The sequence below is a fragment of the Streptomyces sp. NPDC052020 genome, from assembly GCF_040680575.1.
GTDB lineage: Bacteria > Actinomycetota > Actinomycetes > Streptomycetales > Streptomycetaceae > Streptomyces.
Map to the genome: position 1 here is coordinate 157,751 of NZ_JBFAWY010000001.1, position 26,004 is coordinate 183,754.

The following is a 26,004-nucleotide window of genomic DNA, read 5'->3' on the forward strand; positions in this document are numbered from 1 at the left end:
CACCGTTCACCCTCCCGGACCAGGATCCAGTGGACACGTAGGGGACGCGGGGGTGGTTCAGCGGACGGACGGCCCCCTACGCCGCCTTCCGGCTCCCGTTCGGCGCCCGGCGGGCGGCCTGGCCGCTGTGGGCGGCAGCTCCGTGGGCAGCGCCCAGCCGTCCAAGGTCGGCAGACCCGGAGCGAGCGATCGTGACCCGGCGAGTGAGAAGGCAGGCCGCCGCTCTTCCGGGGGCCACCTTGATGTCGTTGCCCGCGGGCAGAGACAGCGTGGAGCTTGTAGGCGGCGGTAGGTCTACGAGCTGCGCCCAGTTCCTGGCACACGCCTGCTTACGCTGATGACCCCTGAGAGCGCCGAACCGAGGGTGGCATTGACGCTGTGCATGGTGGTGGCGGAGGTCACCTTCCGCAACCCCTTCTTGCCGGGATGCGCTCGGCGTTCTCCTTCTCGAATGCGTTGTACTCAAACCCATCCGTGCTTGGCCACGGCCACTGCTGCGGCGCAGGGGCGGAGTGCTCGCGCTCGATGGCCGACATGGACGGCCCAGCCTCGAACAGGCCGGTTATCGATGTTCTGGACACGCGAGTGGCGGGAGGGAGGCGTTTCTCGATTGCGTGCCTGCTCGCGGTCTCCGTACCCTTCCGGGCAACGCGTAGACGGAGACGAGTAGCCAGGGAGCACGCGAGCAGAGAGAACCGCCGGGAGCTGGGAAGGCGGTCTCGCGCCCCGCGGTGAAGACCCTCCCGAGCGCGGGGAAGAACGGCCCCACTGGTGGCCTAATGCCCCGCCGGCCGGTCCCCGTCACCGGGCTCGAATGAGGCCGCCATCAGATGGCGGCGAAAGTGCGGTGGCACCGCGAGTTGCCCTTCTCGCCCGCAGATGTCGAGCGCCGGGGAGTTCCCGCACTCAGGGATGGGCGCCTCGTTCTTCGCCGCACCAGCCTGTCGTTCCTGCATGCGCGGTGTCTCTCCTGAAGCTGACCAGCAGTTCGGCTGATCGAGGCGGTTACGCTTCCGGGATGGCGAGCAAGTACAGGGACGAGACGATCAAGCTCCTCTTCGGTTGTGCCACGTCCTGTGCCTATCCCGACTGCGAGCAACCTCTGGTCTTCTGGGACCGGGGGCACCCGACCGTTGCCGCCGAGATCGCTCACATCCGTTCCGAGAAGCAGAAAGGTCCGCGACACGACCCCGCCTATGAGGGCGACATCAATGGCTTCGAGAACCTCCTCCTGCTATGTGCCACGCACCACAAACCGGTCGATCGGCACGAGAGTTTGTACACCGTCACTGAGCTCGAAGAATGGAAGGCCTTACAGGTCGCCCAAGCTGGCCAGCAGGTCGGTCCCGAGCGTCTGACAGAGGTCGTTCGGCAGGTTCAGCGATCGCTTCAGAAGCTCACCGAAGTCCACCTCAGTGTCGACCTGATCGGCGGCTTCGGGGTGGGGCGGCTCGACATCTTGCCCTGTCCACTGTCTGGCATGGCCGAGGTGACCTTCGAGGAAGCAGACGGAAAAACCTACCTCGGTCTCCATGTCAGCAATCGCGGCCTGGTGTCGGTGACGGTGACCGCAGTCGGAGTTGACTTCGACCTGGATCTTGGTGATGCCAACCCCACAGCCCGGTTTCCCCAGATGGCGGATCTCGGAGGCCGTGTGCGGTGGCAGCCGACCAAGCGTCTCAATGGGCACGACCAAGGCTTGTGGTTCGTGCCGACCTCTTGGTTCACGGAAGCCGTCCGGGGAGTAAGGAACGGACTGGGGCGTTTTCCACCACAGGTCAGGCCGTATGCAGCCATCGGCTCTGGGACAGTCTTTCGCGGGGAGTGGTCGCCCCTTGCTGACGTACTCAAAGCACTGATCAGCTCGCCAGGCTCTCGGGACCTCTGAGTCGCAACGACTTGGATGGGGCACCGGTCGCGTTCCCATGCTTGGGCGGTGGCGACCTCATTTTTTGCATCGCAGCAGTCGGCGTACCTCCTTCTTGTCGCCCCTACGGGGTCGTGCGTGCTTGGCCACTTGTTCCGCCCTGCGGACATAGCCGATAGGTGAAGCACTGGGCACGGCAATGCCCAGCAGGAGGAGCAACGGCCGACTCTGTGCGGGATCCTAGGGTCTTGAGTACACGCGAAAGTACGTCGTAACCAGAGTGCGGATAGCGATACGAAGGGTGGCTACGTCAGGGAAGCACCCGGTGGAAGCACGGGCGCGACGTGGTCGGCCGGCAGGTCCTCGTCGAGCGCGGTCACGGCTCGGTCGAACTCCTCGAAGCTACGGCTGATGATGGGCACTCGCCAGTGGCGGGTGAAGAAGATGTTCTGGACGGGGCCTGCGAGAGCGGTCAGTCGCTCCGCTTTCTCCTCGATACGGCGCTCGGACAGCACGACGGCCCGAGAGTGACTGACGAACCGGCCGACGATGTCGCGTCCCCGCGCCGTGGGGTAGCTCAGCCCGAATGTCTCCTTGTTGTCGACCACGTAGCGGGTGGCCTCGTCAAGCCCTCCGTCCTCGTACCGCTCGCCTCCTCGGCCGGCAACGAGCAGGAACACAACGCGCTCCACCTCGAGCGGGCCGGGGCCGCGGTCGCGCTCACGGGGGAGCGGGCGAAGGCCGGTGCGCTCCGGGCCGCGTTGGAGCCGGTGCTGTCCGACCCGCGGCAGCGGGAGGCGATGGCGCGGGCGGCACGTGCGATGGGTAAGCCGGACGCCGCGTCTCGGCTGGTCGAGCTGCTGCTGGGCGTCGCGCTCAGGGGAAAGCGCTGAAACCGGTGAACGCGCAGGGTCGGCCTGGGCAGAGGTCAGTAGTGGTACCGCGCCTGGACGATGATCAATTCATCGTCGGTCGGCTTGTACACGAGCCGGTGCGTATCGTCGATTCTCCGGGACCAGTAGCCCGACAGGTCACCCTTCAGGGGCTCCGGCTTGCCGATGCCCTTGAAGGGATCGCGCATGGTGTCGTCGATCAGCTTGTTGATGCGCTTGACCGTCTTGCGGTCGCTCTCGGCCCAGTAGGTGTAGTCCTCCCAGGCGTGGGACGTGAACGAGAGCTTCACGCACGCTCCGCGTCAGGATCGATCAGCTCGCGGTGCCGGACCTCGCCGGCCTCCGCCTCGGTGATGGAGTCGAGCAGGCGACGGGCGTTCTTCGGGGAGCGCAGGAGGTGCACTGTCTCGGTCCAGGAATTGAAGTCCTCTTCGGACATCAGGACGGCGTTCCCCTTGCGGGAGGTGATGTGCACCGGAGCGTGATCCTCGTTGACCTGCTCGATCAGCGGGAACAGGTTCTGGCGCGCCTCGCTGGCGGTGATGGACATGCTTCTGCCTCCTCTCTCGACTTGTACAAGTTATAGTACGAGTCCAGATGGCGTCCACTGATCCCGGCCATGTCCGCCGGAGTGATGGGGCGGCGGCCGCTCGGTCATCTCGTTTCGGACGTGGCACTGCGGGCCGGCTTTCCCGCCCCCTTCGCCGTTCGCGGGCAGGAGGGCAACTTCTGCAAGCACTGTGTGGCGGTGGGGCTGACCGTGCTGCGGCGGGCCGAGGCGATCCCGCGTCAGCGGGCCGTGGCACGGGCACGGGCCTCGGGCCTCGAAGCGTGGCTTACGGCGCTGACTCGGGACGAGCTCCCGGCGCTGGTGCGGGAGCGGATCGCCGAGGACCGGCAACTGCGCCGGCGCCTGGAGCTGCGGGCCGCCACCGCTCGCTCCGACCTCGCCGCGGTCCGGGACCGGATCGTCGCGCTGATCGATCCGCGGCCCTTCGCCCGGTACGGGTACGTCGAGTACGCCGATGCCCCCGGGTACGCGCGGCAGGTCGCCGAGGCGGCGGGCGCGCTGCGTGATCTGACCGCCGACGGGCGGGCGGCGCAGGCGGTCGCCCATCGTCCCGTCCGGTGCCACGCATCTGCGGATCGCCGAGGAACTCGAATCGGCCGGCCGCGCGGACGAGGCGCTCGCCTGGGCGGAGCGCGGACTGCGGGACCGCGCGGCCGAGACGCACATCGACGGCCGTCTGGTCGACTATGTGTGCGACCGGTACGCGAGGGCCGGGCGGGCGGCCGATGCGGTCGGGGTGCGCCGGGACCGGTTCCGTGCCGAGCGGTCCCTGGCCGCCTACCGGCAGTTGCGCGCCGCCGCCCGGGCGGCGCGGTGCTGGGAGGCCGAGCGGGTGGCCGCGCTGGCCGCTCTGCGGGAGGACGCCCGCCGGGAGCGCGGCGGCAGGTTCGGCGGGCCCGTGCTCGTCGACGCGCTGCTCGGCGACGCCGATGTGGACGCGGCCTGGCGCGAGGCCGCCGGTCTCGCCGACGACCGGCAGTGGGAGCGGCTCGCCGACCTGTCGCGTCAGACGCGTCCGGCCGAAGCGCTCGGCGTGTACCTGCGGCTGGTCGAGAAGTCGAAGGAGCCGACCGGGGAACGGGCCTACGAGCGGCTGGCACGGCTCTTGCTGGGAGCCCGTGACTGCCATCGTGCGCTGGGGACGCAGGAGGCGTTCACCGCGTATCTCGCCGCTCTGCGGACGGAACTGAAGCGCAGGCGCAGGCTGATGGGCGTCCTCGACCGGCACGGGCTGTGACGGCGGGCGGGGCCGGCGCCCGCTCACCGGCGGGGCGGACGGCGGCTGTCAGTTCCCCGGGTCCGCCGTCGCGGTGGCGGGTCTGCGGGCGCCGGCGGCGTACATCAGCGGAATCCTGATCCCGCCCTCGGGCCTGCGCCACCAGCCGGGCGCGACCTGGACCATGCCGTCCCAGCGGGGCCAGTCCAGCCAGTCCGTCTCCCACAGCAGGTCCAGGTCGACGGTCAGGCCCGCCTGGTGCAGCGCGCGCAGGACGTCGACCACCGTGTGCGGCCACTCGTGGCTGACCGTCGCTCCCTCGACCAACAACCCGCTCCGGGACGGCGCGTAGGTGTGCGGGGTGTCGAACGTCAGAGCCTCTCCTCCGGCCAGGTAGTCGTAGCGCAGTTCCAGCGGCTGTTCCAGGTCCCCGGGGCCGGCGCGGCCGAGGGAGTTCAGCAGGGGATGGAACTCCATGAGGTAGACCAGGCCGCCCGGTTTGAGCAGGCGTGCCACGATCCGGGCCCACTCCTCCAGATCCGGCAGGTAGGGGAGGGAGCCGCGGCCGGTGTAGACGAGGTCGAAGGCGCGCCCGTCCAGCGCGGTGACCGCGTCGTACACATCGGCCTCGACGTACTCGACGGTCAGCCCGGCCGCCCGGGCTCCGCGCCGGGCCACGGCCAGGTTGTCGCCCGAGAAGTCCAGCCCCGTGGTCCGGGCACCCTTCTGGGCGAAGGCGAGGGTCTCGACGCCGTTGTGGCACTGGAGGTGCAGTACCGACCGTCCCTCCAGCGGGCCCAGTTGCTCCCACTCGCGCGGGTGGAAGCGGGTGTCGGCCGCGCGCTCGGTCAGGCTGTAGTAGGGGCTGTCGGCGTGCACCCGGGCCCGGGCGTCCCAGTTGCGCCGGTTCTCCGCGATACGGCGTCGGGTGGCCGGATCAAGGCGTCCGCTCATGGACGCCAGTGCACCAGGGTGCCGGGCACGCCCCGCGGGTGACGCGGGTGCCCTCGGCCGAACGGACACCGGCGTTCACCCGATGCACCGTCGGGGCCGGGTGGCGCCCCGGGGCTGCTCGCCGTCGCCAGGCCAGGCCCGGTGGCGGGCCGCCACCGGCGCCCGGGCCGGGCTCATCCGGACCGGTCGGCGTCCCCGGTGCCGGGTTCGGCCGTGTCGTCGCGGTCGCCCTCCGCCTGGGACGGGGTCGGGTGGCCCGGGGACCGGCGGTCGGGCTCGGTGTTCTCGTCGTCGCGGTCGCCCTCGGCCTGGGACGGGGTGTGGTCGCTCATCGTGCTGCCTCCTGCTCGTGGGGCGGGTCGTGAACCGCCGGAGGGGAGCGGTGCTCCGGTCCGGCGGCGCGGGACACGGGTACCCCCGGGACGCCGCCGACACCACGGCGGCGGGCGCGGCGGGCCAGCGCCCGGCCCTGTGCGCCGTACCACTGGGCCGCGACCGCCACCGCGAGCGCGATCTCGGCCACGTCACCGCCGTAGTACATGACCCGGGAGGCCAGGCGCAGATCCGCGGGCGCGTACCCGGTGCCCGGCGGGCCCGCCGCCCACAGGGTCTTGGCCAGGACCGCGTGGGCCGCGGCGGCGGCCAGCAGGGTCCCGGCGCGCAGGGCGAGCCCGGTGCGGTGCCGCAGCGGGTCCACGGCGAGGACCGCGAACGTGAACAGCCATCCGGCGGCGAAGAGGTGGGCGTACAGCCAGGGGCTGTGGTGCGCTCCCGGTGGCAGGGGGGCGCGGTACAGCAGCCACAGGCCGCCGATGTCGAGGGCGGCGGCGACCGGCGGGAAGGCGAGGACGGCTGCGGGCCGGGAGCGGAGCACCGCGAGCAGCGCCCGGCGGCCGGGCACCGGGAGGGCGCGCAGGGCCAGGGTGACCGGGCGGGCCAGGACCGCCGGCAGCGGGGCCAGCATGCCGGCCGCGAGATGGGCGGCCATGTGCGCGGTGAACGGGGGCAGCCAGGTCTGCCACGGCACGGCCGCCCCGGCGGCGAACACCGCGCCGGCCAGCCAGCAGCACGCGTCCCGCCACCACGGCCAGCCGTCCCCGCGGCGGCGGAGCCGGGCGGCGGCGGCCGTGTAGGCGGCGCAGGCGACCAGGGCCGGGAGGAGGAGAGGGCCGGCTGCCGTCATACGGGCCCTTTCTCGCGGGCGGCCGGGGGGAGAGGGCCGGCCCCGGGCGGGGTCAGCCGCGCAGGCCCGCCAGGTGGCCGCGGTGGTGGGAGCGGGCGGCGCGGCGGGCGCGGCGCCACAGGAGCAGGCCCGCGACGAGGAGCAGGACCGCGACCGCGTTCCAGGCCCAGTCGTACGGGGTGAGGTCCACGCCGTAGCGGATCTGGTGCACGCGCAGCAGCTTGTGGTCGACGAGGCCGTCGAAGAGCTGGAAGCCGCCGGCGCCCAGGCACACCCCGGCCCACCAGGCCGGGCGCGGCGGGCCGCCCCGGCGCCGCAGGTCGGCGTAGAGGAACAGGCCCGCCACCGTCGCCAGCCAGCTCCCGGCGTGCAGCAGTCCGTCGGAGACCAGGCCCGCGCCGGGCGTCGACCGGTCGTAGAAGTGGTGCCAGTGGAGCAGCTGGTGGAAGACGGCCTCGTCGACGAACGCGGCGAGGCCGATGCCCAGCAGCGCTCCACCGGCGACCGCGCGGCGGTACGTCACCCGTCCTTGCCCATGGCCTTGCGGACCGCGTCCCGGGTGCGGTCCATGACCGCGGCGATCGGGCCCAGCGCCATGTTCTTGGCCGCGGACTCGGTGCCGGGGTGCGGGTGGGTCGGGGCCATCGCCTCCGCCGCGCGCAGGGCCGTGGCCATGGACGCGAGGCGGGCCTGGTCGGCGCTGCGGCGGATGTGGTTGAACTCGTAGCGTTCCTCGGCGCGGGCGTGGGCCATCACGTCCAGGCGGAAGGCCAGCAGCTCGGGCAGGAACTTCGGGTCGTCGGGGTCCATGCCGTCCAGCCGGGCCAGGACCTCCTTGGCCTCGCGTTCCTCCGCCAGCCGGTCGTCCACGATCCGCCCGCCGTCCGGCACGGACGCGCGGGTGAAGGGGTGGACCACCTCCTCCTCGGCCGTCTCGTGCACGGCGAGGAGCTGGACCAGGCGGCGGAAGGCGGCCCGGCGCTCGTCGCCGCTGGACCGCTCCACCTCGTCGAAGAGGTTGCGGATGTCGCCGTGCTGGCGCATGAGGAGGGCGACGACGTCGGCGTCGCTCGCGGTGATGCCGGCCATGTCAGTCCTTCTCCCGGGAAGCCACGTCGGGGTGCGGGCCCTCGGTCTCCAGGCGGTACTCGCGGCCGAACATCTCCCGGTGCTGGGCCATCACCCGCTCGCTCGGGGGTTCCTCGCCGCCGTGGATCTGTTCCTGCATCCTCTCGAACCGCTCGTGGGCGTCGCGGACATAGCCGGTGCCGAGGGTGGTCAGGTCCATCTGGGTGTCCAGCAGGTTGCGGACGAACTGCTTGTTCTCCTCGAAGGTGAGGACGTTCGGCAGCTCGGGGGCGAGGATCTCCGCCGGTTCGCGGCCGTCGTGGCGGCGCATCAGGTCGCAGGCGATGCGCAGGTGTTCCAGCTCCATGTTCAGATGGAGCTCCCAGACCGCCTTCACCTTCGGGTCGGACTCCTGCTCCATGAAGGAGTGGTACAGGTAGCACTCGTTGTACTCGTGGTTGACGAGCTGCTCCCACCAGGTCTCGCCCGGGTCGACCAGCGACTCGTAGTGCGTGACGTGCTCCTCCTCGATGAGCCCGATCTCCTGGTAGAGCTGGCGGGCGATCGGCTCCATGTACTGGGGGCCGACGTTCATGTAGAAGTTCATGGTCTGCTGCTCCGCCGACATGATGGTCAGCGCGTGCAGCTTGGAGATGGGGTCGGTCTTCGTGCGGTCGTAGGGCTCGCGCACGTTGTCGACCGGGTCGCGGTGGTGGAACTTGGTGGGCCGGCCCGGCATCACCTCGGTCAGGCCGTCGACGATCGACTCCGCCTTGCGGTGCTCGATCATCTCGTACAGGTTGGCGTACCGGTACAGGTGGTCGAAGTCCTCCAGGACGCCGAACTCGTACGCCTGCCTCAGATAGGGGTCGGGCTCGTGGCGCGCGACCCAGCCGGTGAGGTCGACCGCCACCTGCTCGTAGGCGATGGTGGTCTCCAGCACGGAGGCGAGGCCGGGAAGCAGCCAGTTGACGGCCTTCTGCTGCTGGTGCTCGATGTACCGCACCTGCGCGAGCTGCCGTTTGACCTCGGGGTCGGGACAGTGGCGGGCGAACTGGTGGCTGAAGAGGATCGCCTCGACCTCGATGCCGTTCATCGTGATGACCCGGCACTTGGTGTACGGGTCGCCGTGGTCGGGGTCGACCGGTTCCACGTTCAGCTCACGCCAGTTGCGCAGCTGGCGCTCCAGGGGGATGCCTTGGTGTTCGAGGGGGTTGAAGCCCATAGGGAATCTCCTCGGCGGCGGTGTGCCGGTAGGCCCGGCCGGGCCACCCGGCCGGGGCCGCCGCCGAGTACCCGCCGCCCTCCCGCGCAAACCGGCACCCGCGACGGGCCGCCGGGCAGGGGACCGTCAGCGGCGCAGGCGGGCCAGTGCCGTCCGCAGGGCCGCGCGCAGCGCCGCGGGCGGGGGCGGGCCGCCGTTCCCGGCGCTGGAGGTGATCGCCGCGGCGACCGCGCGCAACTTGGTGTTGGAGAGCTGGGACGTCTCGCGCAGCAGGTGCCACGCCTCGTCGGAGGTGCAGCCGTGGGTGGCCATGAGGATGCCGCGGGCCTGGTCGATGACCGGGCGGGAGGCGATCGCGTGCCGGAGCTGCTCCACCTCCGCCTGGAGGTCGTGCAGCCGCTCGGAGCGCTCCAGCGCCACCGCGGAGCGGGCCGGTGCCGGGATGCCCGCGAGTTCGGGGCCGGGCCGCGGGCATGGTGGCCGGTGGGCCGTGGAGCGCAGGGGGTCGGTGGTGTCCAGGCCGGCCAGTTCCAGGATGCGGCGCGGCTGGCCGTTCCAGTTCGTCGCCGTCACCGGCACGGCGCGCCGGTGGCTGTAGTCGTTGAGCACGTCCAGGAACTGAAGTCCGGCCGTGTCCATGAAGGCCACGCCCGCCATGTCCAGGTCGACCCGCCCGATGCCGGCGGGCAGCCGGGCCAGGGTCTCGGCCAGGGTGTCCGCGCAGCCGTGTACGAGCTCGCCCCGCGGCGCGAGCAGGGCCAGGTCCCCGTCCACGCGGGCCTCGATCACCAGGGTGGTCAGCCTTCCCGCCAGACGCGGTGGTGCCGCTGAGGTCATGTCACCGCCTTGTCGGTCCTTCGTCGGTCCTCGGCGGACCTTCACAACGTCCCTTGCCCCCGTCGGGAGTGCGCCTGCCCGCCGTACGGAGGAGTACACCCTCGGCGGGGAATGGCCCGCCCTTCGCGGGGTAGGGCGCCCGCCCGGGGGACCGGCTCGACGGGGGGATGGCCCGCCCCTGGCGGGGGAGCGGCACCCGCCGGGAGAACTGGCGGGATCGGCAGGTGTGAACGGCGCGGAAGCGGGTAGGGGCGCCTGGTCGGGGAGCATGGGAGAGACCAAGGTGGGCACTCAGCACGAGGCGCCGTCCGGGGCCGTCGCGGCGGCACCGGGCCTGACGGTGTCCCCGCTGACCGGACGCGCGGGCGTACGGATGGCGGGCGAGGTGGGCCTGTCGACGCGCGGTATATGGGAACACGCGCTGGAACAGGCGGTGCTTGAGGGTGAGGATGTGTACTACCTGGAGCTGTCCGGCGTGACGTTCGTCGATGTCGCCGGTGTCGGGGCCCTGGTGGCGGCCGCTCGGCGGCTTCCGGCCGGCGCGCGGTTCGTCCTGCACCGGCCGCCGCATGTCGCGCAACGGGTGCTGGAGCTGTTCTGGCCCGGCCAGTCGGCGATCGAGGTGTCGAAGTCATGAGTGCCGTGGCCGAGCCCATCGAGCCCGCCGAGCCTTCCCGGGCTCCCGGGACCGCCTCACTCTCCGGCGCCCCGGAACCCGTCGATCCGTTCGTCCACCCCGCCCTGTTCTACCGCGACGACGAGGAATACCTCCGGGGCACCGTCCCCTTCCTGCGCGAGGGGCTGGCCGCCGGGGAGCCGGTGGCGGTCGCCGTACCCGGCGAGCGGCTCGCGCTGATCCGCGACGCGCTGGGCGACGCCGCCGACGGCGTGCGCATGCTCGACATGCGGGAGGCCGGGCGCAACCCCGGGCGGATCATCCCCGGAGTGCTGCGGGCCTTCGCCGACACCCAGCCGGAGGGCCGGCGGGTACGGATCATCGGGGAGCCGATCTGGGCCGGCCGCACGGAGACCGAGTACCCGGCCTGCGTCCAGCACGAGGCCCTCATCAACGCCGCCTTCCAGGGCCGCGCGGTGACCATCCTGTGCCCGTACGACGCGCACCGCCTCGACGAGCGGGTCCTCGCCGACGCCTACGCCACCCACCCCACCGTCATCCCCGCCGGGCCCGGCCCGGAGCGGGGCAGCGGCGCCTACGCCCCCGACGACATCGTCGCCCGCTACAACGAGCCGCTGCCGCCGCCCGCGCGGGCGCTGTCCTTCGCCTTCGACGCCGACTCGCTCTCCCAGGCCCGCCACGCGGCCACCGGCGAGGGCGCGCGGCTGGGCCTGACCGGCGTCCGGCTGGACGACCTGGCCCTGGTCTCGGCCGAGCTGGTCACCAACAGCGTGGTCCACGGCGGCGGCACGGGCACGCTGCGGGTGTGGGACGAGGACGGGTACGTGATCTGCGAGGTCCGCGACCGGGGACGGCTGACCGACCCGCTGGCCGGTCGCCGGCCCGCCGGCCGCGACCAGCGCGGCGGGCGCGGACTGCTGCTGGTCAACCTGGTCTCGGATCTGGTCCGCGTGCACGCCGGCCCGGACGGCACGACCGTACGGTGCTGGTTCGCGCGGTGAGCGGGCGGCGGCCGCGCCGGGCACGGCGGCCGCCGGTCACACCGCGCACTCCCAGGTGACCGTGGTCCCGCGGCCGTCTTCGCCGTCCGCGCCGTCCGCCTCGCCGTCGTCGTGGACCGTCAGCCGTACCGCGTCCCGCCCGTCCGGGAGGGCGGCGGTGGCGTCGACGGTGACCTCGACCCGCCCGACACCGCGGCGCCGGCACGCGGCGGTCAGGGCGCGGCGCAGGGCGGCGAGCAGCCGGTCCGCGACCGGGCCCGGCACGCGGCTGTCGACGGGGCCGGTGAAGCGCGTGGACGGCGCGAAGCCGAGCAGCGCCGCGGCGGCCGCCGTCTCGCGCAGCACCCGGTCCCGGACGGCGGCCGCCGCGGCGGGGCCTTCCGCCGCGGGGCGCGCCCCGAAGTCCCCGGGCCGGGGATGCCGGTGCAGCGCGTGGATCGCCGTACGGACCTCCCGGACCGTGGCCCGCAGATCGTCCACGGCTTGGCCCACCAGCTCCTCGACGTCACCGGCGCCGGGGCGGCGCAGCGTGGACTCCAGCATGAGGCCGGTGGCGAACAGCCGCTGGACCACCAGATCGTGCAGGTCGCGGGCGATGCGGTCGCGGTCCTCGTAGACCGCGAGGCGTTCGCGGCCCCGCCGGGCGCGGGCCAGGACCAGCGCGACAGCGGCCTGGGAGGCGAACTGCACCGCCAGCGCGCGTTCGACACCGGTGTACGGGCGGTCGCCGCGCCGGCGCGGCAGCGCGAGCGTGCCGATCAGCCGTCCCCCGGCCCACAGCGGCAGCATCATGCTGGGCCCGAACCGGTGCCGCACCGGAGTCGTCATCCGGGGGTCGGTCGCCGCGTCCTCGACGAACACCGGCCGGCCGCCGAGGAGTTGCTCCAGCACCGGGCTGCCCGGCGGGATCGTCGCGCCGGCCAGCCCGCCCGGGTCGTCCGGTGCCGACACCGCCACGATCTCCATGCCGCCCTCCCCGGTCGGCTGAAGGACGACGCCCGCGGCGGCGTCCGCGAGCAGCCGGGCCCGTTCGGCGACCGTCGTCAGCGCGTCCCCGGCGGTGTCCCCGGTGAGCAGCGCGGTGGTGACGGCCGCCGCGCCCGCGATCCACCGCTCCCGCTGCCGGGCCGTCTCGTACAGCCGGGCGTTGCCGATGGCGATGCCGGCCTGGGCCGCCAGGATCCGCAGCACCCGCTCGTCTCCGGCGGTGAACGGGCCGCCGCCGGCCCGGCCCGCCAGGTGCAGCGCGCCGAACTCCTCGCCCTCCACGTGGATCGGCACCCGCAGGCGGTGCGGTGTGTCCGGGGCGCCGGGCGGGCCGGCCGGGGAGCGGATCCGGGCCAGGGCGTCCGGCTCGGGGCCGGTGGTGCTCAGCCAGGCGTGGGCGGCACCGGTCAGCTCGGCGGCGCCGTCCACCAGGCGTTGCAGGGTGCCGCGCGGATCGAGGTCGGTGCCGACCCCGAGGACGGCTTCGAGCAGGAGCGCGAGCCGGGCGCGCGGGGCGTCGGTCATGCCGGGGCGGTACGCGGGTTCAGCCGGCCAGCGGGTCCAGCGCCAGCGGCTCGATCCCGCCCTCCAGCATGGTGCCCAGTCCCTGGACGGCGCAGATGTCGGGCCGTTCGGCGATGTGCACGGGCATTCCGGTCGCCTGGCGCAGCATCTGGTCGAAGCCGGGGAGCAGAGCGCTGCCGCCGACCATCATGATCCCCCGGTCGGCGAGGTCGGCGACCAGATCGGGCGGGCAGTCCCGCAGCACCTTGCCGATGCCGTCGAGCACGGTCGTCAGCGGCGTCTGGATGGCGTCCCGGACGGCGGCGGTGTCGACCTGGACGCTGCGCGCGAGGCCGGTCGCCACGTCCCGGCCGTGGATCTCGGTGGAGGACGGGCCGTTCGGGGTGAGCCCGTTGCCGGACAGGGCCAGTTGCAGCGGCCGTACCGACTGGCTCGGCAGCATCAGCTCGTGCGCGTGGCGCAGGTGTTGCACGATCGCGTGGTCGACGGCCTCGCCGCCGACCGGGATGCGCTCGGCGGTCACGATGGAGCCCAGGGAGAGCACGGCCACCTGTGTGGCGTGCGCCCCGCACACCATGATCATGGTGGCCTCCGGCTGCTCCACGGGCAGCCCGCAGCCCACGGCCGCGGCGATGAGGATGTCCACCAGTTCCACCCGGCGGGCGCCGAGCCCGACGAGGGTCTCCACCGCGGCGCGCCGGGCCAGCGGGTCGGCGTCGTGCGGGGTGCAGGCGGCGGCGCGCAGCCGGGGCTTGCGGCGCAGGGAACGGCGGATCTTGTCACCGAGCAGGTGGCGCAGCATGCGCTGGGCCATCTCGATGTCGACGACCGTGCCGCCGGAGACGGGCCGCACGACCCGGATGAAGTCGGGGGTCCGGCCCGTCATCTTCTCCGCCAGTTCGCCGACCGCGATCAGCGCGCCGGTTCGGGTGTTGACCGCGGCGGCCGACGGCTGGTCGACGACGAGTCCGGCGCCCTTCACGTACACCCGTGTCCGCGCCGCTCCCAGGTCGACGGCGAAGTGGCAGCGGCGCAGCTGCTCCAGACTGGCGGTCATGGCAGATCCTCCCGAGAGCGCGGACCGTGCGGGCCGCCCGGTGGGCGGCCTCCCTGGCATCGTGCGGGGGCGAGCGGACGGGTGCCCTCTGGAGGGGGCCGGGCGGGGGGCCGCTGAATGGGGGGCCGCCACAGGGCCCGGGCGGCCCCGGCGAGGGGGCGAGCGGTGTCGCCGTGTCGATGCCGTAGTGGCGGACGGCGCCTGCCGCCGCCCCCGTGTTCGATCGGCCGGCCCCCGGTGTGGTGGCGGGAACCCGCCAGGGCGCCAATCCGCCAGCACCGCTCAACTCCCTTGTCCCGCCCTCCCCTGAGACTCTTCGCAGCACATGACGAAGAGAGGCGTGGATGAGCAGAGGACCAGTCGGGCGCAGAGCGGCCCTCCTGTCGGCCGGGCTGCTGGCCGGCCTGTTGCCGGTGACCCCGGCGGCGGCCCGGGAGGAACCCGCCGGTATGAGCGGCACGCCGTCCGCCGCGCACACCGTCACCCTGGTCACCGGTGACCGCGTCACCGTGACCGACCTCGGCGGCGGGAAGAGGACGGTCACGGTCGAGCGGCCCGAGGGAGCCACCGGGGCCGTCCGCACCCGGGAGGCCGGCGGCCGCCTCAGCGTCGTACCGGACGAGGCCCTGCCCCATCTGCGGGCCGGGACGCTGGACGAGCGGCTGTTCGACGTCGGTGCGCTGATGGAGCAGGGACTCGCCGATGCCCGCACCGGCGAGCTGCCGCTGATCGTGACGTACGACGAGGGCGCCCCGGCCCTCACTCCGCGCGGGGCCGAGCGGACGCGGGCGCTGCCCAGCGTGCGCGGGGCCGCCGTCCGGGCGGACAAGGGGCGGGAGTTCTGGCGGGCGTTCACCCGGCGGGACGGCATCGACGGGGTGTGGCTGGACGGGCGGGTCACCGCGCGGATGGCCGAGAGCAACGCCCGGATCGGGACGGAGCGGGCGTGGGAGGCCGGGCTGACCGGCAAGGGCGTCACCGTGGCCGTGCTGGACACCGGCGTCGACGCGGACCACCCCGACCTGGCCGGGCGGGTGGCCGAGTCCCGCAGCTTCATCGAGGGCGAGGAGGTCGCCGACCGCAACGGCCACGGTACGCACGTGGCCTCCACCGTCGGCGGCAGCGGCGCCGCCTCCGGCGGCACGGAGCGGGGGGTCGCGCCCGGCGCCCGGCTCGCCGTCGGCAAGGTGCTCAGCGACCAGGGCTCGGGCAGCGAGTCGCAGATCATCGCCGGCATGGAGTGGGCCGCGCGGGAGGTGAAGGCCGACGTCGTCTCGATGAGCCTGGGCTCGTCCGAGGCGAGCGACGGCACCGACCCGATGGCGCGGGCCGTGAACACGCTCTCCCGCGAGACGGGCGCGCTCTTCGTCGTCGCCGCCGGGAACACCGGCGCGCCCTCCTCCATCGGCTCGCCCGGCGCCGCCGACGCCGCCCTGACCGTCGGCGCGGTGGACGCCGCCGACGAGGCCGCCTACTTCACCAGCGCCGGGCCCCGCCTCGGCGACAACGCCCTCAAGCCCGACCTGTCGGCGCCCGGCGTCGGCATCCTCGCCGCCCGCTCCACCCTCACCGAGGGCAGCGGCGCGTACACCTCCATGGACGGTACGTCGATGGCGGCGCCGCACGTCGCCGGGGTGGCCGCCCTGCTCGCCGAGAAGCACCCCGAGTGGACCGGCGCGCAGCTGAAGGACGCGCTGATGTCGACGTCGAAGCCGCTCGGCGCCTCCGCCTACACCCTCGGCGCGGGCCGGGTCAGCGTCCCCGGCGCGATCGGCGCGGACGTCACCGCCACCGGCAGCGCCGACCTCGGCTTCTTCTCCTGGCCCTACGAGGCGAACGAGCCCGTCACCCGGACGGTGACCTACACCAACCACTCCGGCCGGGACGTGGAGGTGAGCCTGGCGGTGCGGGGCGCCCCGGAGGGGGTCGTCACGCTCGCCGACACCACCCTCACCGTGCCCGCGCACGGCACCGCCGCCACCACGGTCACCGGGGACGGCACCGGGGCGCCGGTGGGGCTGACCAGTGGGCGGATCGTCGCCTCCGCGGGCGGCACCCCCGTCGCGCACACCGCCTTCGGGCTGGTGAAGGAGGAGGAGCGGTACACGCTCACCGTCCGCGTCAAGGACCGCGACGGCGCGGCCACCGCCGCCGGCCTCACCGTGCAGAGGCTCGCCCAGGGCGCCGACCCCGTCCCCGCCCACGTCGGCGACTCCGGCACCCTGAGACTCCGCCTGGCGCCGGGCACCTACAGCCTGGCCTCCTTCCTCGACGTGCGCGGCAGCCACGGCCCGGACTCGCTCGGCCTCGGCTTCCTCGCCGCGCCGGAGATCACCCTGGACCGCGACCGGGAGGTGACCCTGGACGGCCGCGCGCTGCGCGAGATCGAGGCCGAGACCGCCCGGCGCACCGAGACGCGGCAACTGCTGATGGAGTACGACCGGACGGCGAACGGCGCGGACCTGTTCGAGGCCGTGCAGGTGCCCCTGACGTACGACAGCGTCTTCGCCGCGCCGACACCCGAGGTGAGGCAGGGCGGCTTCGAGTACCGGACCGTGTGGCGGCTCGGCAAGCCGCTGCTGGAGGTCAAGGGCGTCGGTGAGGCGACCGTCCAGCCGGGCGGCACCCTGGCCGAGGGCCGCACCCGGCTGCCGCTGGTCGACGCCGGGGACGGGCCGGTCACCGGTGCGCGGGGCAAGGCGGTCCTCGCCCGGCTCACCGACGGCACCGACCCGGCCGCCCTCGCCCGGGCCGCCCAGGACGCGGGCGCGAAGGCGCTGTTCGTGACGGACGACGCGCCCGGCCGGCTGATGGCGTGGTGGGGCACGGACGACAACGCCGACCGGCCGCTGACCATCGCGACCGTGAACGCCGCCGACGCGGCCCGGCTGCGCGAGGCCGGCCGGGTCGACATGACCGGCACGCGCGACACCCCGTACGTGTACGACCTGTCCGAGGGGCACCCCGGCGCGGTCCCCGACCGGGACCTGACCTACCGTCCGGGCAAGCGCGGTCTCGCCGTCCTGGACACGAAGTACCACGCGGCCGAACCGGCCGCCGGCGGCGAGTTCCGGTACTCGGTCACCGACACCTTCCCCCTCGCCATCGGCTTCAAGGAGCGCGTCGGCTTCCCCGCCGAGCGCACCGAGTACGTCTCCGCCGGCGCCGGTCAGCGGTGGTACGAGTCCGTGGACCTCGCCGGCGGCGCGCTGGAGCAGCGCCGCGGGCTGGCTCGGTACGAGGGCGGGACGCGCGCGGAGCTGAACTGGTTCCGGCCCGTCTGGCACCCCTACCTCGGCACCGGGCTCGGCTGGGGGCAGCAGCGCTCGGGCGGCACGCTGCGGTTCAACGTGCCGGGCTGGGGCGACTCGGGGCCGGACCACACCGGCTTCGGCGACGTGTACAGCGAGGACAGCGGCATGTCCCAGACCACGGCGGTCCACCGGGACGGCGAACTCCTCGGCCGGTCGGCCGATTCCACCGCCTACGTCCAGGACGTGCCGGCCGGCGAGCACACGTACCGGCTCGTCACCGACACCGCGCTCGACGCGGACCGCTGGGGCACGGCGACGACGGGCCACGCCGAGTGGACCTTCCGGTCGGCGGCCACGCCCGAGGACCGGTGGACCTCCCTGCCGCTGATCAACCTCTCCTTCGACGTCGACACCGACCTCGCGGGCGAGGTGCGCGGCGGCCACCGGCTCGGCATCGGGCTGGCCGCGGAGTACACGGCGGGAGCGGCCGGCACCGGGACCCTCGGCGGCGGACGGCTCCAGGTGTCGTACGACGACGGCGAGACCTGGAGGTCCGTCCGGCTGACCGGCGGACACGCCTCCTGGCGCGGCACGCTGGACGTGCCGCGCGACGCGGAATCCGTCTCGCTGCGGGCCTTAGCCCGCGACGACCGGGGCGGTGCGGTGACGCAGGAGATCGTCCGGGCGGTGGGGGTGCGGTAGGCACCCCCGGGAGACGCGGACGGCGCCGCCTCCCTGGGACGGGGAGGCGGCGCCGCCGTGTGCGCGGAGCGGGACGTCAGACCAGCCAGCCGATGAAGTGGACGAGGCCGGCGAGGACGTCGGTGAGAAGGTTCATGATCGTGCTACTCCTTGCGATGGTGCTGTGAATGTGGGACCTGCGCGTCAACTACGGTCTGCAGCCCGTCACTCGCGCACCGTAAGTATCCTGCGCCGCACCCGTCACATGCACCCTCACGAGTGACGATCACCTGTTCCAGGGAACAAGTGATCGCCTGTTCGGATCACCCCCAGCTCGGCCAGATCCCCGGGTGCCGGGCGGAGCTGGTCCGCCGTCGCCGCCACCTCCTCCGGCGGGCGCTTCAGGATCGCCGCCGCCAGCTCGGGCGCGATGACGGAGAAGTAACTGTCCGGCGTGGCCCAGGTGTTGCCGGGCGCCGCCAGCGCGAGCGCGCCGCCCGACCCGCCCTCGCCGATCACCAGGGTGGTGACCGGCGTACGGGCGGAGGCCACCGCGGCGAACAGATCCGCGATCGCCGGACCCACCCCCTGCCGCTCCGCCGCCGCGTCGTTGGCCGCGCCCGGGGTGTCCACCAGCGTCAGCACCGGAATGCCGAGCCGGTCCGCGAGCCGGATCAGCCGGGCGGCGGTGCGGTACCCGGCGGGCCGGGTCGCCGTCCCGCTCTGCGCGGCGTAGGCGACCGTCCGCCCGTCGTGCGTGCCGAAGCCGCACAGCATCCCCTCCGGGTCGGCGCCCCCGCAGCGGTCGCCGCTGACCGCGACCCGCTCGGTGAAGTAGGCGTCCAGATAGGCGCGGGCCCGGGGGCGCCCGGGGGCCCGGGCCCGCCGCACCGCCTCCCAGCCCCCGGCGGGCGCGGCGGGCGCGCCCAGCGCCTCGGGCACGGGCGCCGGGGCGCTCGACCCGGTCGTCAGCAGCCGCAGCCACCGCGCCAGCGTGCCGCGCAGCTCCTCGGGGCGGACGACGGCGTCCGCCGACCCCGCCGCCACCTGCTCCTCGGCCGTGTACGCCGCCGGGTCGGCGTCCGGCGGCCGGACCCGGGACCCGGCGAAGCCGACCTGGGCGCCCGGCAGCGCCAGCACCACGTCGGCGCCCGCGCCGAGGGTGGCCCAGCCGCCGCCGGTCGTCGGGTCCCGCACCACCGCGACCTGGGGCAGCCCGGCCTCCCGGGTGAGCACCGTCTGCCGGGCCACCCGCTGGAGCTGGGTCAGGGCCGGCATGCCCTCCTGCATCCGGCTGCCGCCGGTCGCCACCAGCGGCACGACCGGCAGGCGGTGCGCGCGGGCGTAGGTGTACGCGGCCCGGAGCCGGTCGCCGGTGCGCTGCCCCAGGGAGCCGCCGAGGAAGCCGAACTCGAACGCCATCAGCACCGCCCGGGTGCCTCCCGGGCCGCCGACGGTCCCGGTGCCGCAGACCACCGACTCCCGCTCGCCGGTCCGGGCGGCGGCACGGGCCCGGGCGGCGCCGTACCCCGGCCAGCCCAGCGGGCCGTCGGGCCCGTCCTCCCGCTCCGGACACGGCAGTTCGGCGAAGTCGTCGGCGACCAGGGCGAGGACCCGGCGGGCGGAGAGCCGCTCAGCCACGGCCCAGTTCCCGCTTCATGACCTTCCCCATGTCGTTGCGGGGCAGGACGTCGAGGTGGCGGACGACCCGGGGACGCTTGTGCGGGGCCAGCCGGCGGGCCACATGACCGGCCAGCTCCGCCAGCCCGGGCGGGGCGGCCGGGTCGGCGGGCACCACCCACGCCACGATCCGCTCACCCAGGTCGGCGTCCGGCTCCCCGGTGACGGCGGCCTCCCGCACCCCCGGGTGTTCGAGCAGCGCGTTCTCGATCTCACCCGCCCCGATCTTGTACCCGCCGCTCTTGATCAGGTCGGTGGCCTTGCGCCCGACGATGCGGACATAGCCGTCCGGGTCGCGCACCGCCATGTCGCCGGTGCGGAAGAAGCCGTCGGCGGTGAAGGCGGCGGCGGTGGCGTCGGGCCGGTTCAGATACGCGGTGAACAGGTTCGGCCCGCGCACCTGGATCTCCCCGACGGTCTCCCCGTCGTACGCCGTCACCTCCGCCCCGTCCTCCTCCACCAGCCGCAGCTCGACACCCGGCAGCGGCACGCCGACGGTTCCGGCGCGCGGCTCCCCGTCCGCCCGGACGCTGGTGTTCATCAGCGTCTCCGTCATGCCGTACCGCTCGATCACCCGCCGGCCCGTCGCCGCGGTGATCCGCTCGTGGTCGTGCACGGGCAGCGCGGCCGACCCGGACACCAGCAGCCGCGCCCGGCCCAGCGCCTTGGCCAGCTCCGGGTCGCCGGGCAGGGCTTCGGCGATCCGGTGGTACATCGTCGGCACCCCGAAGAGCATGGTCGCCCCCTCGTTCAGCTCCCGGGCCACGCCCTCGGGGGAGAACCGGCCCAGATGCCGCAGGGACCCGCCGCGCCGCAGCGGCCCGAGCACGCCCAGCACCAGCCCGTGCACGTGGAACAGCGGCAGCCCGTGCACCAGCACGTCGTCGCCGGTCCACCGCCAGGCGTCGGCGAGCGCGTCCAGCGTGGCGGCGAGGGCCCGGCGGGGCAGGACCGCGCCCTTGGGCGGCCCGGTGGTGCCGGAGGTGTAGACGACCAGGGCCGGGTCGCCGTCCCCGGCCCGCTCCTCGGGCAGCGGCCCGGCGGCGCGCACGTCGACGTCGGCCCGCGCCAGGTCCCCCACGGCCGCGGGCAGTTCGTCACCGGGGGCGGCCAGCAGCAGGGAGGGCGCGCTGTCCGACAGGATGTGCCGCAGCTCCTTCTCGCCCGACCTGGGGTTGAGCGGCACGGCGGCCACCCCGGCGAGCAGCGCCCCCACGACGGCGACGGCGGTCTCCAGGGCGGGGGCGGCCCAGACGGCGACCCGGTCCGCGCCCCGGACCCGCGCGGCCACGGCACCGGCCGCGGCGGCGAGTTCCGCATAGGTCAGGGAGCGTTCACCGAACCGGAGAGCGGGGCGGCCGGCCGGATGCCCGGTCAGGGCCGGGAAGAGTGAGGACACGCGGGGTACTCCTTGGCTGTCGCTGGCGGGTGAGGGGTGGCCGGGCGGATGACGACCACACGGAACTGGTCGAGTGGCTGAGCCACTTGGACGGTCGGTCGGTTGCTCAGCGTGGGCGGGGCCGGGGGCGGAGTCAAGAGGGCGTGGCCGGGGTGGCCGAGCCCCTCAACCACCCGAGGGCCCGGTGTTACGCTCCCCGCCGGCGGACGAGCCAGCGGACCAGGCCACAGGACGAGGCCACAGGACGGGAGGGGGGGATCGGTGACCGACGCCCTGCGCCCCGTGGCCAGGCAGCGCCTGTACGAGCAGGTGATCGAGCGGCTGCGGCAGTACGTCGCCGAGGGCGGTCTGCGCGCGGGTGACCGGCTCCCGGCCGAACGGGACCTGGCCCAGCGGCTCGGGGTGAGCCGGGCCTCGGTGAAGCAGGCCATCGTGGTCCTGGAGGTACAGGGCCTGGTGGAGGCGCGGCACGGCGGCGGCACCTACCTCGTCCGGGACGGCCTGGACGCCGAACCGGTCGAGACGATGGTCGAACGCCGCCGGCGCCTCCCGGACGTCCTGGAGGCCCGCGAGGCGCTGGAGACGAAACTCGCCGAACTGGCCGCCGAGCGCCGCACGGAGGACGACCTCGGCGCGATGCGGTCCGCGCTCGCCCTGATGGCCGAGGAGATCGAGCGGGGCGGCCCCGGGACGGAGGGCGACCGCCTGTTCCACGCGGCGGTGACGGCGGCGGCGCACAGCGCCCTGCTGGCGGAGTTCATGCGCTCGATAACCCATCAGATCGCCGAGAGCCGCACCGAGTCGCTGCGCCAGCCCGGCCGCCCCGCCCGCTCCCTGGCCCAGCACCGGGCCATCCTGGAGGCCGTCGCCGCCCGGCAGCCCCGGCAGGCGGCCACCGCCATGCGCCGCCACGTCCGCACGGTCGCCAAGGTCCGCCTGCTGGACTGGGACCCGGACACTCCCTGACAGGGCCTTGCGCCGGGACCGTGCCGGGCCCGGCACGCGGGGTCCGGCGTGACCGGGACGAAGACCCCGGGGCGCCCGCCGTCCGGAACGCGCCGCGGACGCGGGGCCCGGCACGCCCCGGAGCCGCGTCGCGCGCCCGGACGCGGGGCCGGCGGCGGCCCGGGCGATCCCGGCGGCTACCCCCGCACCGCGGTCCGTTGCAGCAGCCCCCAGGTGAACTCCGCGACGACCTCGTGCCGTACGCCGTGCGCGTCCGGAGCGGTGAAGGCCAGTCCCCAGCGCGTGGGGGCCGTGCCCTGCGACGGGCGGGCGGGCCGGAAGGCGCGGGCCACCTCGTCGACCGTGCACGACCAGGGCGTGAGGTCCTCCACGGTGGCCGGGCTCGGCGCCGGGGCGCCCGGCGCGCGCACCAGCCACTCGTTCCACACCGCCCCGTCCCGGCCGGCGAGCACCTCGAAGCGCAGGTCCGGCCAGAGCGGCAGCCGCCACCGCAGGGCCTCGCAGTCCAGGTCGCCGATCCGGCGGGCGTCCGCCGACTCCGGCGCGCCGAGGACCGAGCGGACCAGGGCGACCCTCGTCCGGCCGGGCCCGGGGGACCCGGGCGGCGCGGCGGCCGGGCGGCCGCGCCGGGAGCGGACCATCGCCTGCCACCGCTTGTTGGCCTCGCGCATGTCCGTCCGCGAGGCGCCCAGCTCCCGCCGGGCCCGGTCGACCAGATCCGCGTTGAAGTCGGCCATGCGGCGCAGCAGCACCAGCTGGAAGTCGACCGGGGTGAAGGGTCCGGAGGGGCGCGGCGCGGACGGCATGCGTCCATCGTCGCGCATCCCGGCCATTGCCCGTGTCAGCCCAGTGTGTCTAGCCTGTGTTCGTCATGCCGATCGCCTGTTGATATCTCGAACAGCGGGATGTCTCCACCCAGGCGCCTGAGACATATAGGGAGGGGGCCGGTCGTGGGACGCCTCGTACCAGCCGTGACCCGGGCTCTGGACATTCTGGAGCTCTTCCTCGACGGGGACGGCACACTCTCCGCCCCCGACATCGTGCGCCGGCTCCAGTTGCCGCGCACCACCGTGCACGAGCTGGTCACCACGCTCGCGGCCCGGAAGTACATCGTGCCGCTGCCCAGCCAGCCCGGACGCTACCGGCTCGGTGTGCGGCCGTACCAGCTGGGCGCCCGCTACGCCGAGCAGCTCGACCTCGCCGCCGAGGGGCAGCAGGTCGCCCGGATCGTCGCCGAGACCTGCGACGAGACCGTGCACGTGGCCATCCTGGAGGACACCGACGTCATCTACATCGCCAAGGTGGACTCCACGCACGCCGTGCGGATGGTCTCGGCGGCCGGGCGCCGGCTGCCCGCCCACTGCACCTCCGTCGGCAAGATGCTGCTGGCCTCCCTGCCCGAGAAGGAGCTCGCCGCCCGCATCCCGGACGACGCCGAACTGGCCGGGATGACCCCGAACAGCATCACCGACCCGGTCGCCCTGCGCGAGGCCCTGGCCGAGATCCGCGAGCGCGGCATCGCGGTGGAGAACCGCGAGTCCAACCCGGACGTCTCCTGCGTCGCCGCCCCGGTCCGCGACCGCACCGGCCGGGTCGTCGCCGCCCTGTCCATCTCGGTGCCTATGATCCGCTGGAGCGAGGAACGCCGCGCCGAGCTGGAGGAACTGGCGGGCAAGGGCGCCGCCGACCTCTCGGAGCGGCTCGGACACCGGAGCGTGGCATGAGGTACGACGTGGCGGTACGGGCCGAGGCGGCCCTCGGCGAAGGACCGACCTGGGACGCCGCGCGGGAGGTGCTGATCTGGGTCGACATCCTGGGCTCCCGCGTGCACACCTACGACCCGGCGACCGGCCGCCGGACGGTGCGCGCCACCGAGCAGCACGTGGGCGCCGCCAAGCCGCGCGCCGGCGGCGGACTGGTGCTCAACCTGCGCGACGGCGTCGCCCTCCTCGACCCGGACGGCACCTTCCGCTGGCTGTGCCACGAGCCGGTCCCCGGCCGCCGGGGCAACGACGCCGCCGTCGCCCCCGACGGCTCCCTGTGGGCCGGCACCATGCGCTACGACGAGGCGCCCGGCGGCGGCACCCTCACCCGCCTCACCGGCGACGGGACCGCGCAGGCCGTCCTGGACGACGTGACGGTGAGCAACGGCACCGGCTGGAGCCCGGACGGGCGGCTGATGTACTACGTCGACACGCCGACCGGGCGGATCGACGTCTTCGACCACGAGGACCATGAGGCCCACCAGGCGGGGCGGGTCGCCGGCCGGCGCCCGTTCGCGCGGATCGAGGACGGTGCCGGCTTCCCCGACGGGCTCACCGTCGACGCCGACGGCTGTGTGTGGGTGGCCCTGTGGGAGGGCGCGGCGGTGCGCCGCTACACCCCGGACGGCAAGCTCGACCGGGTGATCGAGCTGCCGGTGCCCCGGGTGACGGCGTGCGCCTTCGGCGGCGCGGACCTGGCCGACCTGTACATCACCACGGCCCGGACGGGCCTGGCCGCGCCGCACCCGCTCGCCGGCTCGGTGTTCGTGGTGCCGGGGGCGGGCCGGGGGCTGCCGCAGCCGGCGTTCGCCGGCTAAGGCCGGTTCAGGCCCCGGTGCGGTCCAGGGCGCGCAGCGTCCTGCGTTCGCCCGGGGTCAGCGGGGGCTCGGCGGCCGGGGGCAGCGGGGGACCGCCGAGCGTGGCCAGCATGGTGTCCGGCCGCAGCAGGCGGGCCGGGCTCGTGCGCAGGCTCGTCACGTCCCACAGGGCGGCGGCCGCGGCGTAGCCGCCGGTCGCCGCCCTCGTCAGGCGGCGGGTGTACGCGCCGACGACGTGCTCCGCCACGCCCGGCCGGCCCCCGCGGGTCCCCGGGTAGCGGACGTCCTGGCTGACGGCCATGGCCCAGGCCGCGCCGACCGGCCTGGCGGCCCCGCGCTGCACCCGGCGGGCGAGGCCGGGCGCGGCCGGGCCGGTGCGCCCCAGCTCCCGGGCGAGGACGCGGGCGCCCAGCGCGGCCACCGACATGCCCTGCCCGTAGGCGGGGTTGAAGGTGGCCAGCGCGTCGCCGAGGACGACGAACCCCTCCGGCCAGTGCCGGACCTTCTCCACATACCGCCGGACGTTGCGGGTGCTGCGGCTGACGTGGACGTCCGTGAGGGGTTCGGCGCCGGAGATCAGCCGGCCCACGATGGGGTCGGGCAGGTCGAGGGTGTACCGGAGGAAGCCGTCCGGGTCGGCGGGCGGCTCCCCGCCCCGGGTGCCGGCGAGGCTGACCATCCACCGGTCGCCCTCGATGGGCAGCACCATGCCGCTGCGGCCCGGCCGGCCGGCGTAGGGGTCGGCCTGCACGATCGTGAGCGGGAACCGCTCGGCGCCGTCCGGCACCCGGTAGACGCGGGTCGCGTTGACCAGGCCGGAGTCGACGACCAGCTCGCGGACGCCGGACAGCCCGAGCCCGGCCAGCCAGTTCACCACCCGCGAGCCCCGGCCGCTCGCGTCGACGACGAGATCGCCGCCGAGCTCCTCCTCCCCGGCGGCGGAGGCGACGCGGACACCGCCCACCCGCCCGCGCGTGCCGGTCAGCCCGAGGACCCGGCCCGTGCGGACCTCCACCGCCGTACGGGAGGTCACCACGTCCCGGACCACCCAGTCCAGCAGCGCGCGACTACAGGTGATCATGCGGGGCCCCTCGTGGCGCCAGCGCCGGAACCAGCCCTCGGGGGACAGGGCCACCATCCCCGAGTTGAGGGAGATCTCGTGCGCCCCGGCGGCGAGCAGGTGCTTGCGCATGCTCACGCCCGGCACGAGATCCTCCATGGCGGCCAGACCTCCCGCCATCAGCAGGTGGGCGTGGCGTCCCTGCGGCAGACCCCGCCGGTGCTCCGGCCCGTCCGGCAGCTCGTCGCGCTCCAGGACGACCACCTCGTCCACGGCGGTGGCCAGCGCCGCCGCGGCCAGCATGCCGGCCAGGCCGGCACCGATGACGACAGCTCTACGCGACATGGGTCTCCTCGGGTCGG

General features: G+C 74.4%; 24 protein-coding genes and 1 pseudogene. 9 read left to right on the forward strand and 16 right to left on the reverse strand.

The features are described from left to right. Window positions 1-1,018: 1,018 nt before the first annotated feature. Window positions 1,019-1,888, forward strand: coding sequence for an HNH endonuclease (locus AB0L74_RS00710; protein WP_365643865.1), 870 nt, complete (start codon window positions 1,019-1,021; stop codon window positions 1,886-1,888). A gap of 284 nt (window positions 1,889-2,172) precedes the next feature. On the opposite strand, the gene AB0L74_RS00715 is transcribed toward AB0L74_RS00710, so the two are convergent. Then, the gene (locus tag AB0L74_RS00715; protein WP_365644505.1) at window positions 2,173-2,547 is read right to left on the reverse strand and encodes a hypothetical protein; all 375 of its coding nucleotides are present in this window, start codon (window positions 2,545-2,547) and stop codon (window positions 2,173-2,175) included. Window positions 2,548-2,553: 6 nt separating this feature from the next. On the opposite strand from AB0L74_RS00715, the pseudogene AB0L74_RS00720 reads away from it, so the two are divergent. Next, window positions 2,554-2,760: pseudogene (locus AB0L74_RS00720) on the forward strand (UDP-N-acetylglucosamine--N-acetylmuramyl-(pentapeptide) pyrophosphoryl-undecaprenol N-acetylglucosamine transferase); the annotation flags it as partial. A gap of 35 nt (window positions 2,761-2,795) precedes the next feature. On the opposite strand, the gene AB0L74_RS00725 reads toward AB0L74_RS00720, so the two are convergent. Beyond that, the gene (locus AB0L74_RS00725; RefSeq protein WP_365643868.1) at window positions 2,796-3,050 is read right to left on the reverse strand and encodes a Txe/YoeB family addiction module toxin; all 255 of its coding nucleotides are present in this window, start codon (window positions 3,048-3,050) and stop codon (window positions 2,796-2,798) included. Continuing rightward, window positions 3,047-3,310 (reverse strand): type II toxin-antitoxin system prevent-host-death family antitoxin, encoded by a 264-nt coding sequence (locus AB0L74_RS00730; RefSeq protein ID WP_365643871.1) that lies wholly within the window; start codon window positions 3,308-3,310, stop codon window positions 3,047-3,049. The genes AB0L74_RS00725 and AB0L74_RS00730 overlap by 4 nt, the downstream gene beginning before the upstream one ends. A gap of 709 nt (window positions 3,311-4,019) precedes the next feature. On the opposite strand from AB0L74_RS00730, the gene AB0L74_RS00735 reads away from it, so the two are divergent. Then, on the forward strand, window positions 4,020-4,568 hold the full coding sequence (locus tag AB0L74_RS00735; RefSeq protein WP_365643874.1) for a hypothetical protein: 549 nt from the start codon (window positions 4,020-4,022) through the stop codon (window positions 4,566-4,568). 48 nt (window positions 4,569-4,616) lie between these two features. Here the strand turns inward: AB0L74_RS00735 and AB0L74_RS00740 are convergent, their stop codons facing one another. From AB0L74_RS00740 to AB0L74_RS00770, 7 genes are all read right to left on the reverse strand, one after another. Beyond that, window positions 4,617-5,501 carry a class I SAM-dependent methyltransferase gene (locus tag AB0L74_RS00740; protein WP_365643877.1) on the reverse strand — a complete coding sequence of 295 codons (885 nt, stop codon included), beginning with the start codon at window positions 5,499-5,501 and terminating at the stop codon, window positions 4,617-4,619. Between the two features lie 173 nt (window positions 5,502-5,674). Beyond that, a complete protein-coding gene (locus AB0L74_RS00745) occupies window positions 5,675-5,833 on the reverse strand; it encodes a hypothetical protein (protein WP_365643880.1) in 159 nt (52 codons plus the stop codon). Next, on the reverse strand, window positions 5,830-6,684 hold the full coding sequence (locus tag AB0L74_RS00750) for a cytochrome c oxidase assembly protein (RefSeq protein ID WP_365643882.1): 855 nt from the start codon (window positions 6,682-6,684) through the stop codon (window positions 5,830-5,832). The genes AB0L74_RS00745 and AB0L74_RS00750 overlap by 4 nt, the downstream gene beginning before the upstream one ends. A gap of 52 nt (window positions 6,685-6,736) precedes the next feature. Further along, a complete protein-coding gene (locus AB0L74_RS00755) occupies window positions 6,737-7,207 on the reverse strand; it encodes a DUF2243 domain-containing protein (protein ID WP_365643885.1) in 471 nt (156 codons plus the stop codon). Continuing rightward, window positions 7,204-7,773 (reverse strand): hemerythrin domain-containing protein, encoded by a 570-nt coding sequence (locus AB0L74_RS00760; RefSeq protein WP_365643888.1) that lies wholly within the window; start codon window positions 7,771-7,773, stop codon window positions 7,204-7,206. Before AB0L74_RS00760 ends, AB0L74_RS00755 begins: the two co-directional genes overlap by 4 nt. Window position 7,774: 1 nt before the next feature. Continuing rightward, window positions 7,775-8,977, reverse strand: coding sequence for a hypothetical protein (locus tag AB0L74_RS00765; RefSeq protein WP_365643891.1), 1,203 nt, complete (start codon window positions 8,975-8,977; stop codon window positions 7,775-7,777). 126 nt (window positions 8,978-9,103) lie between these two features. Then, window positions 9,104-9,814 (reverse strand): ANTAR domain-containing protein, encoded by a 711-nt coding sequence (locus AB0L74_RS00770; protein WP_365643894.1) that lies wholly within the window; start codon window positions 9,812-9,814, stop codon window positions 9,104-9,106. 268 nt (window positions 9,815-10,082) lie between these two features. On the opposite strand from AB0L74_RS00770, the gene AB0L74_RS00775 reads away from it, so the two are divergent. Continuing rightward, entirely contained in the window at window positions 10,083-10,451 is a 369-nt protein-coding gene (locus tag AB0L74_RS00775; RefSeq protein WP_365643897.1) for an STAS domain-containing protein, read from the forward strand. Next, window positions 10,448-11,452, forward strand: coding sequence for an anti-sigma factor RsbA family regulatory protein (locus AB0L74_RS00780; RefSeq protein ID WP_365643900.1), 1,005 nt, complete (start codon window positions 10,448-10,450; stop codon window positions 11,450-11,452). The genes AB0L74_RS00775 and AB0L74_RS00780 overlap by 4 nt, the downstream gene beginning before the upstream one ends. Before the next feature lie 36 nt (window positions 11,453-11,488). Here the strand turns inward: AB0L74_RS00780 and AB0L74_RS00785 are convergent, their stop codons facing one another. Together AB0L74_RS00785 and AB0L74_RS00790 are read right to left on the reverse strand one after the other, a co-directional pair. Beyond that, window positions 11,489-12,964 (reverse strand): GAF domain-containing protein, encoded by a 1,476-nt coding sequence (locus AB0L74_RS00785; RefSeq protein WP_365643903.1) that lies wholly within the window; start codon window positions 12,962-12,964, stop codon window positions 11,489-11,491. A 19-nt stretch (window positions 12,965-12,983) separates the two neighbouring features. Next, a complete protein-coding gene (locus AB0L74_RS00790; protein ID WP_365643906.1) occupies window positions 12,984-14,021 on the reverse strand; it encodes a rod shape-determining protein in 1,038 nt (345 codons plus the stop codon). Window positions 14,022-14,365: 344 nt separating this feature from the next. On the opposite strand from AB0L74_RS00790, the gene AB0L74_RS00795 reads away from it, so the two are divergent. Continuing rightward, window positions 14,366-17,977 (forward strand): S8 family serine peptidase, encoded by a 3,612-nt coding sequence (locus AB0L74_RS00795; RefSeq protein WP_365643909.1) that lies wholly within the window; start codon window positions 14,366-14,368, stop codon window positions 17,975-17,977. 252 nt (window positions 17,978-18,229) lie between these two features. Here the strand turns inward: AB0L74_RS00795 and AB0L74_RS00800 are convergent, their stop codons facing one another. Both AB0L74_RS00800 and AB0L74_RS00805 read right to left on the reverse strand, forming a co-directional pair. Next, window positions 18,230-19,597 carry a carboxyl transferase domain-containing protein gene (locus AB0L74_RS00800; RefSeq protein WP_365643912.1) on the reverse strand — a complete coding sequence of 456 codons (1,368 nt, stop codon included), beginning with the start codon at window positions 19,595-19,597 and terminating at the stop codon, window positions 18,230-18,232. Further along, complete coding sequence (locus AB0L74_RS00805) at window positions 19,590-21,035, reverse strand: acyl-CoA synthetase (RefSeq protein WP_365643915.1); 1,446 nt, start codon at window positions 21,033-21,035, stop codon at window positions 19,590-19,592. The genes AB0L74_RS00800 and AB0L74_RS00805 overlap by 8 nt, the downstream gene beginning before the upstream one ends. 261 nt (window positions 21,036-21,296) lie before the next feature. Between AB0L74_RS00805 and AB0L74_RS00810 the strand changes: the two genes are divergently transcribed. After that, the gene (locus AB0L74_RS00810) at window positions 21,297-22,001 is read left to right on the forward strand and encodes a FadR/GntR family transcriptional regulator (protein WP_365643918.1); all 705 of its coding nucleotides are present in this window, start codon (window positions 21,297-21,299) and stop codon (window positions 21,999-22,001) included. Window positions 22,002-22,177: 176 nt separating this feature from the next. On the opposite strand, the gene AB0L74_RS00815 is transcribed toward AB0L74_RS00810, so the two are convergent. Further along, window positions 22,178-22,807 carry a hypothetical protein gene (locus tag AB0L74_RS00815; RefSeq protein ID WP_365643920.1) on the reverse strand — a complete coding sequence of 210 codons (630 nt, stop codon included), beginning with the start codon at window positions 22,805-22,807 and terminating at the stop codon, window positions 22,178-22,180. A gap of 144 nt (window positions 22,808-22,951) precedes the next feature. Here AB0L74_RS00815 and AB0L74_RS00820 point away from each other — a divergent pair, with 144 nt between their 5' ends. Next, on the forward strand, window positions 22,952-23,725 hold the full coding sequence (locus tag AB0L74_RS00820) for an IclR family transcriptional regulator (RefSeq protein WP_365643923.1): 774 nt from the start codon (window positions 22,952-22,954) through the stop codon (window positions 23,723-23,725). Next, the gene (locus AB0L74_RS00825) at window positions 23,722-24,582 is read left to right on the forward strand and encodes an SMP-30/gluconolactonase/LRE family protein (protein ID WP_365643926.1); all 861 of its coding nucleotides are present in this window, start codon (window positions 23,722-23,724) and stop codon (window positions 24,580-24,582) included. Before AB0L74_RS00820 ends, AB0L74_RS00825 begins: the two co-directional genes overlap by 4 nt. A gap of 7 nt (window positions 24,583-24,589) precedes the next feature. Here the strand turns inward: AB0L74_RS00825 and AB0L74_RS00830 are convergent, their stop codons facing one another. After that, window positions 24,590-25,987 carry an FAD-dependent monooxygenase gene (locus tag AB0L74_RS00830; RefSeq protein ID WP_365643929.1) on the reverse strand — a complete coding sequence of 466 codons (1,398 nt, stop codon included), beginning with the start codon at window positions 25,985-25,987 and terminating at the stop codon, window positions 24,590-24,592. Window positions 25,988-26,004 lie beyond the last annotated feature (17 nt).

Bases quoted from the DNA above. Each gene is read 5' to 3' on its own strand.
- AB0L74_RS00710 (WP_365643865.1), top strand. From the start codon at position 1,019: ATGGCGAGCAAGTACAGGGACGAGACGATCAAGCTCCTCTTCGGTTGT.
- AB0L74_RS00730 (WP_365643871.1), bottom strand. From the start codon at position 3,310: ATGTCCATCACCGCCAGCGAGGCGCGCCAGAACCTGTTCCCGCTGATC.
- AB0L74_RS00740 (WP_365643877.1), bottom strand. From the start codon at position 5,501: ATGAGCGGACGCCTTGATCCGGCCACCCGACGCCGTATCGCGGAGAAC.
- AB0L74_RS00745 (WP_365643880.1), bottom strand. From the start codon at position 5,833: ATGAGCGACCACACCCCGTCCCAGGCCGAGGGCGACCGCGACGACGAG.
- AB0L74_RS00750 (WP_365643882.1), bottom strand. From the start codon at position 6,684: ATGACGGCAGCCGGCCCTCTCCTCCTCCCGGCCCTGGTCGCCTGCGCC.
- AB0L74_RS00760 (WP_365643888.1), bottom strand. From the start codon at position 7,773: ATGGCCGGCATCACCGCGAGCGACGCCGACGTCGTCGCCCTCCTCATG.
- AB0L74_RS00765 (WP_365643891.1), bottom strand. From the start codon at position 8,977: ATGGGCTTCAACCCCCTCGAACACCAAGGCATCCCCCTGGAGCGCCAG.
- AB0L74_RS00770 (WP_365643894.1), bottom strand. From the start codon at position 9,814: ATGACCTCAGCGGCACCACCGCGTCTGGCGGGAAGGCTGACCACCCTG.
- AB0L74_RS00775 (WP_365643897.1), top strand. From the start codon at position 10,083: ATGGGAGAGACCAAGGTGGGCACTCAGCACGAGGCGCCGTCCGGGGCC.
- AB0L74_RS00780 (WP_365643900.1), top strand. From the start codon at position 10,448: ATGAGTGCCGTGGCCGAGCCCATCGAGCCCGCCGAGCCTTCCCGGGCT.
- AB0L74_RS00785 (WP_365643903.1), bottom strand. From the start codon at position 12,964: ATGACCGACGCCCCGCGCGCCCGGCTCGCGCTCCTGCTCGAAGCCGTC.
- AB0L74_RS00790 (WP_365643906.1), bottom strand. From the start codon at position 14,021: ATGACCGCCAGTCTGGAGCAGCTGCGCCGCTGCCACTTCGCCGTCGAC.
- AB0L74_RS00795 (WP_365643909.1), top strand. From the start codon at position 14,366: ATGAGCAGAGGACCAGTCGGGCGCAGAGCGGCCCTCCTGTCGGCCGGG.
- AB0L74_RS00815 (WP_365643920.1), bottom strand. From the start codon at position 22,807: ATGCCGTCCGCGCCGCGCCCCTCCGGACCCTTCACCCCGGTCGACTTC.
- AB0L74_RS00825 (WP_365643926.1), top strand. From the start codon at position 23,722: ATGAGGTACGACGTGGCGGTACGGGCCGAGGCGGCCCTCGGCGAAGGA.
- AB0L74_RS00830 (WP_365643929.1), bottom strand. From the start codon at position 25,987: ATGTCGCGTAGAGCTGTCGTCATCGGTGCCGGCCTGGCCGGCATGCTG.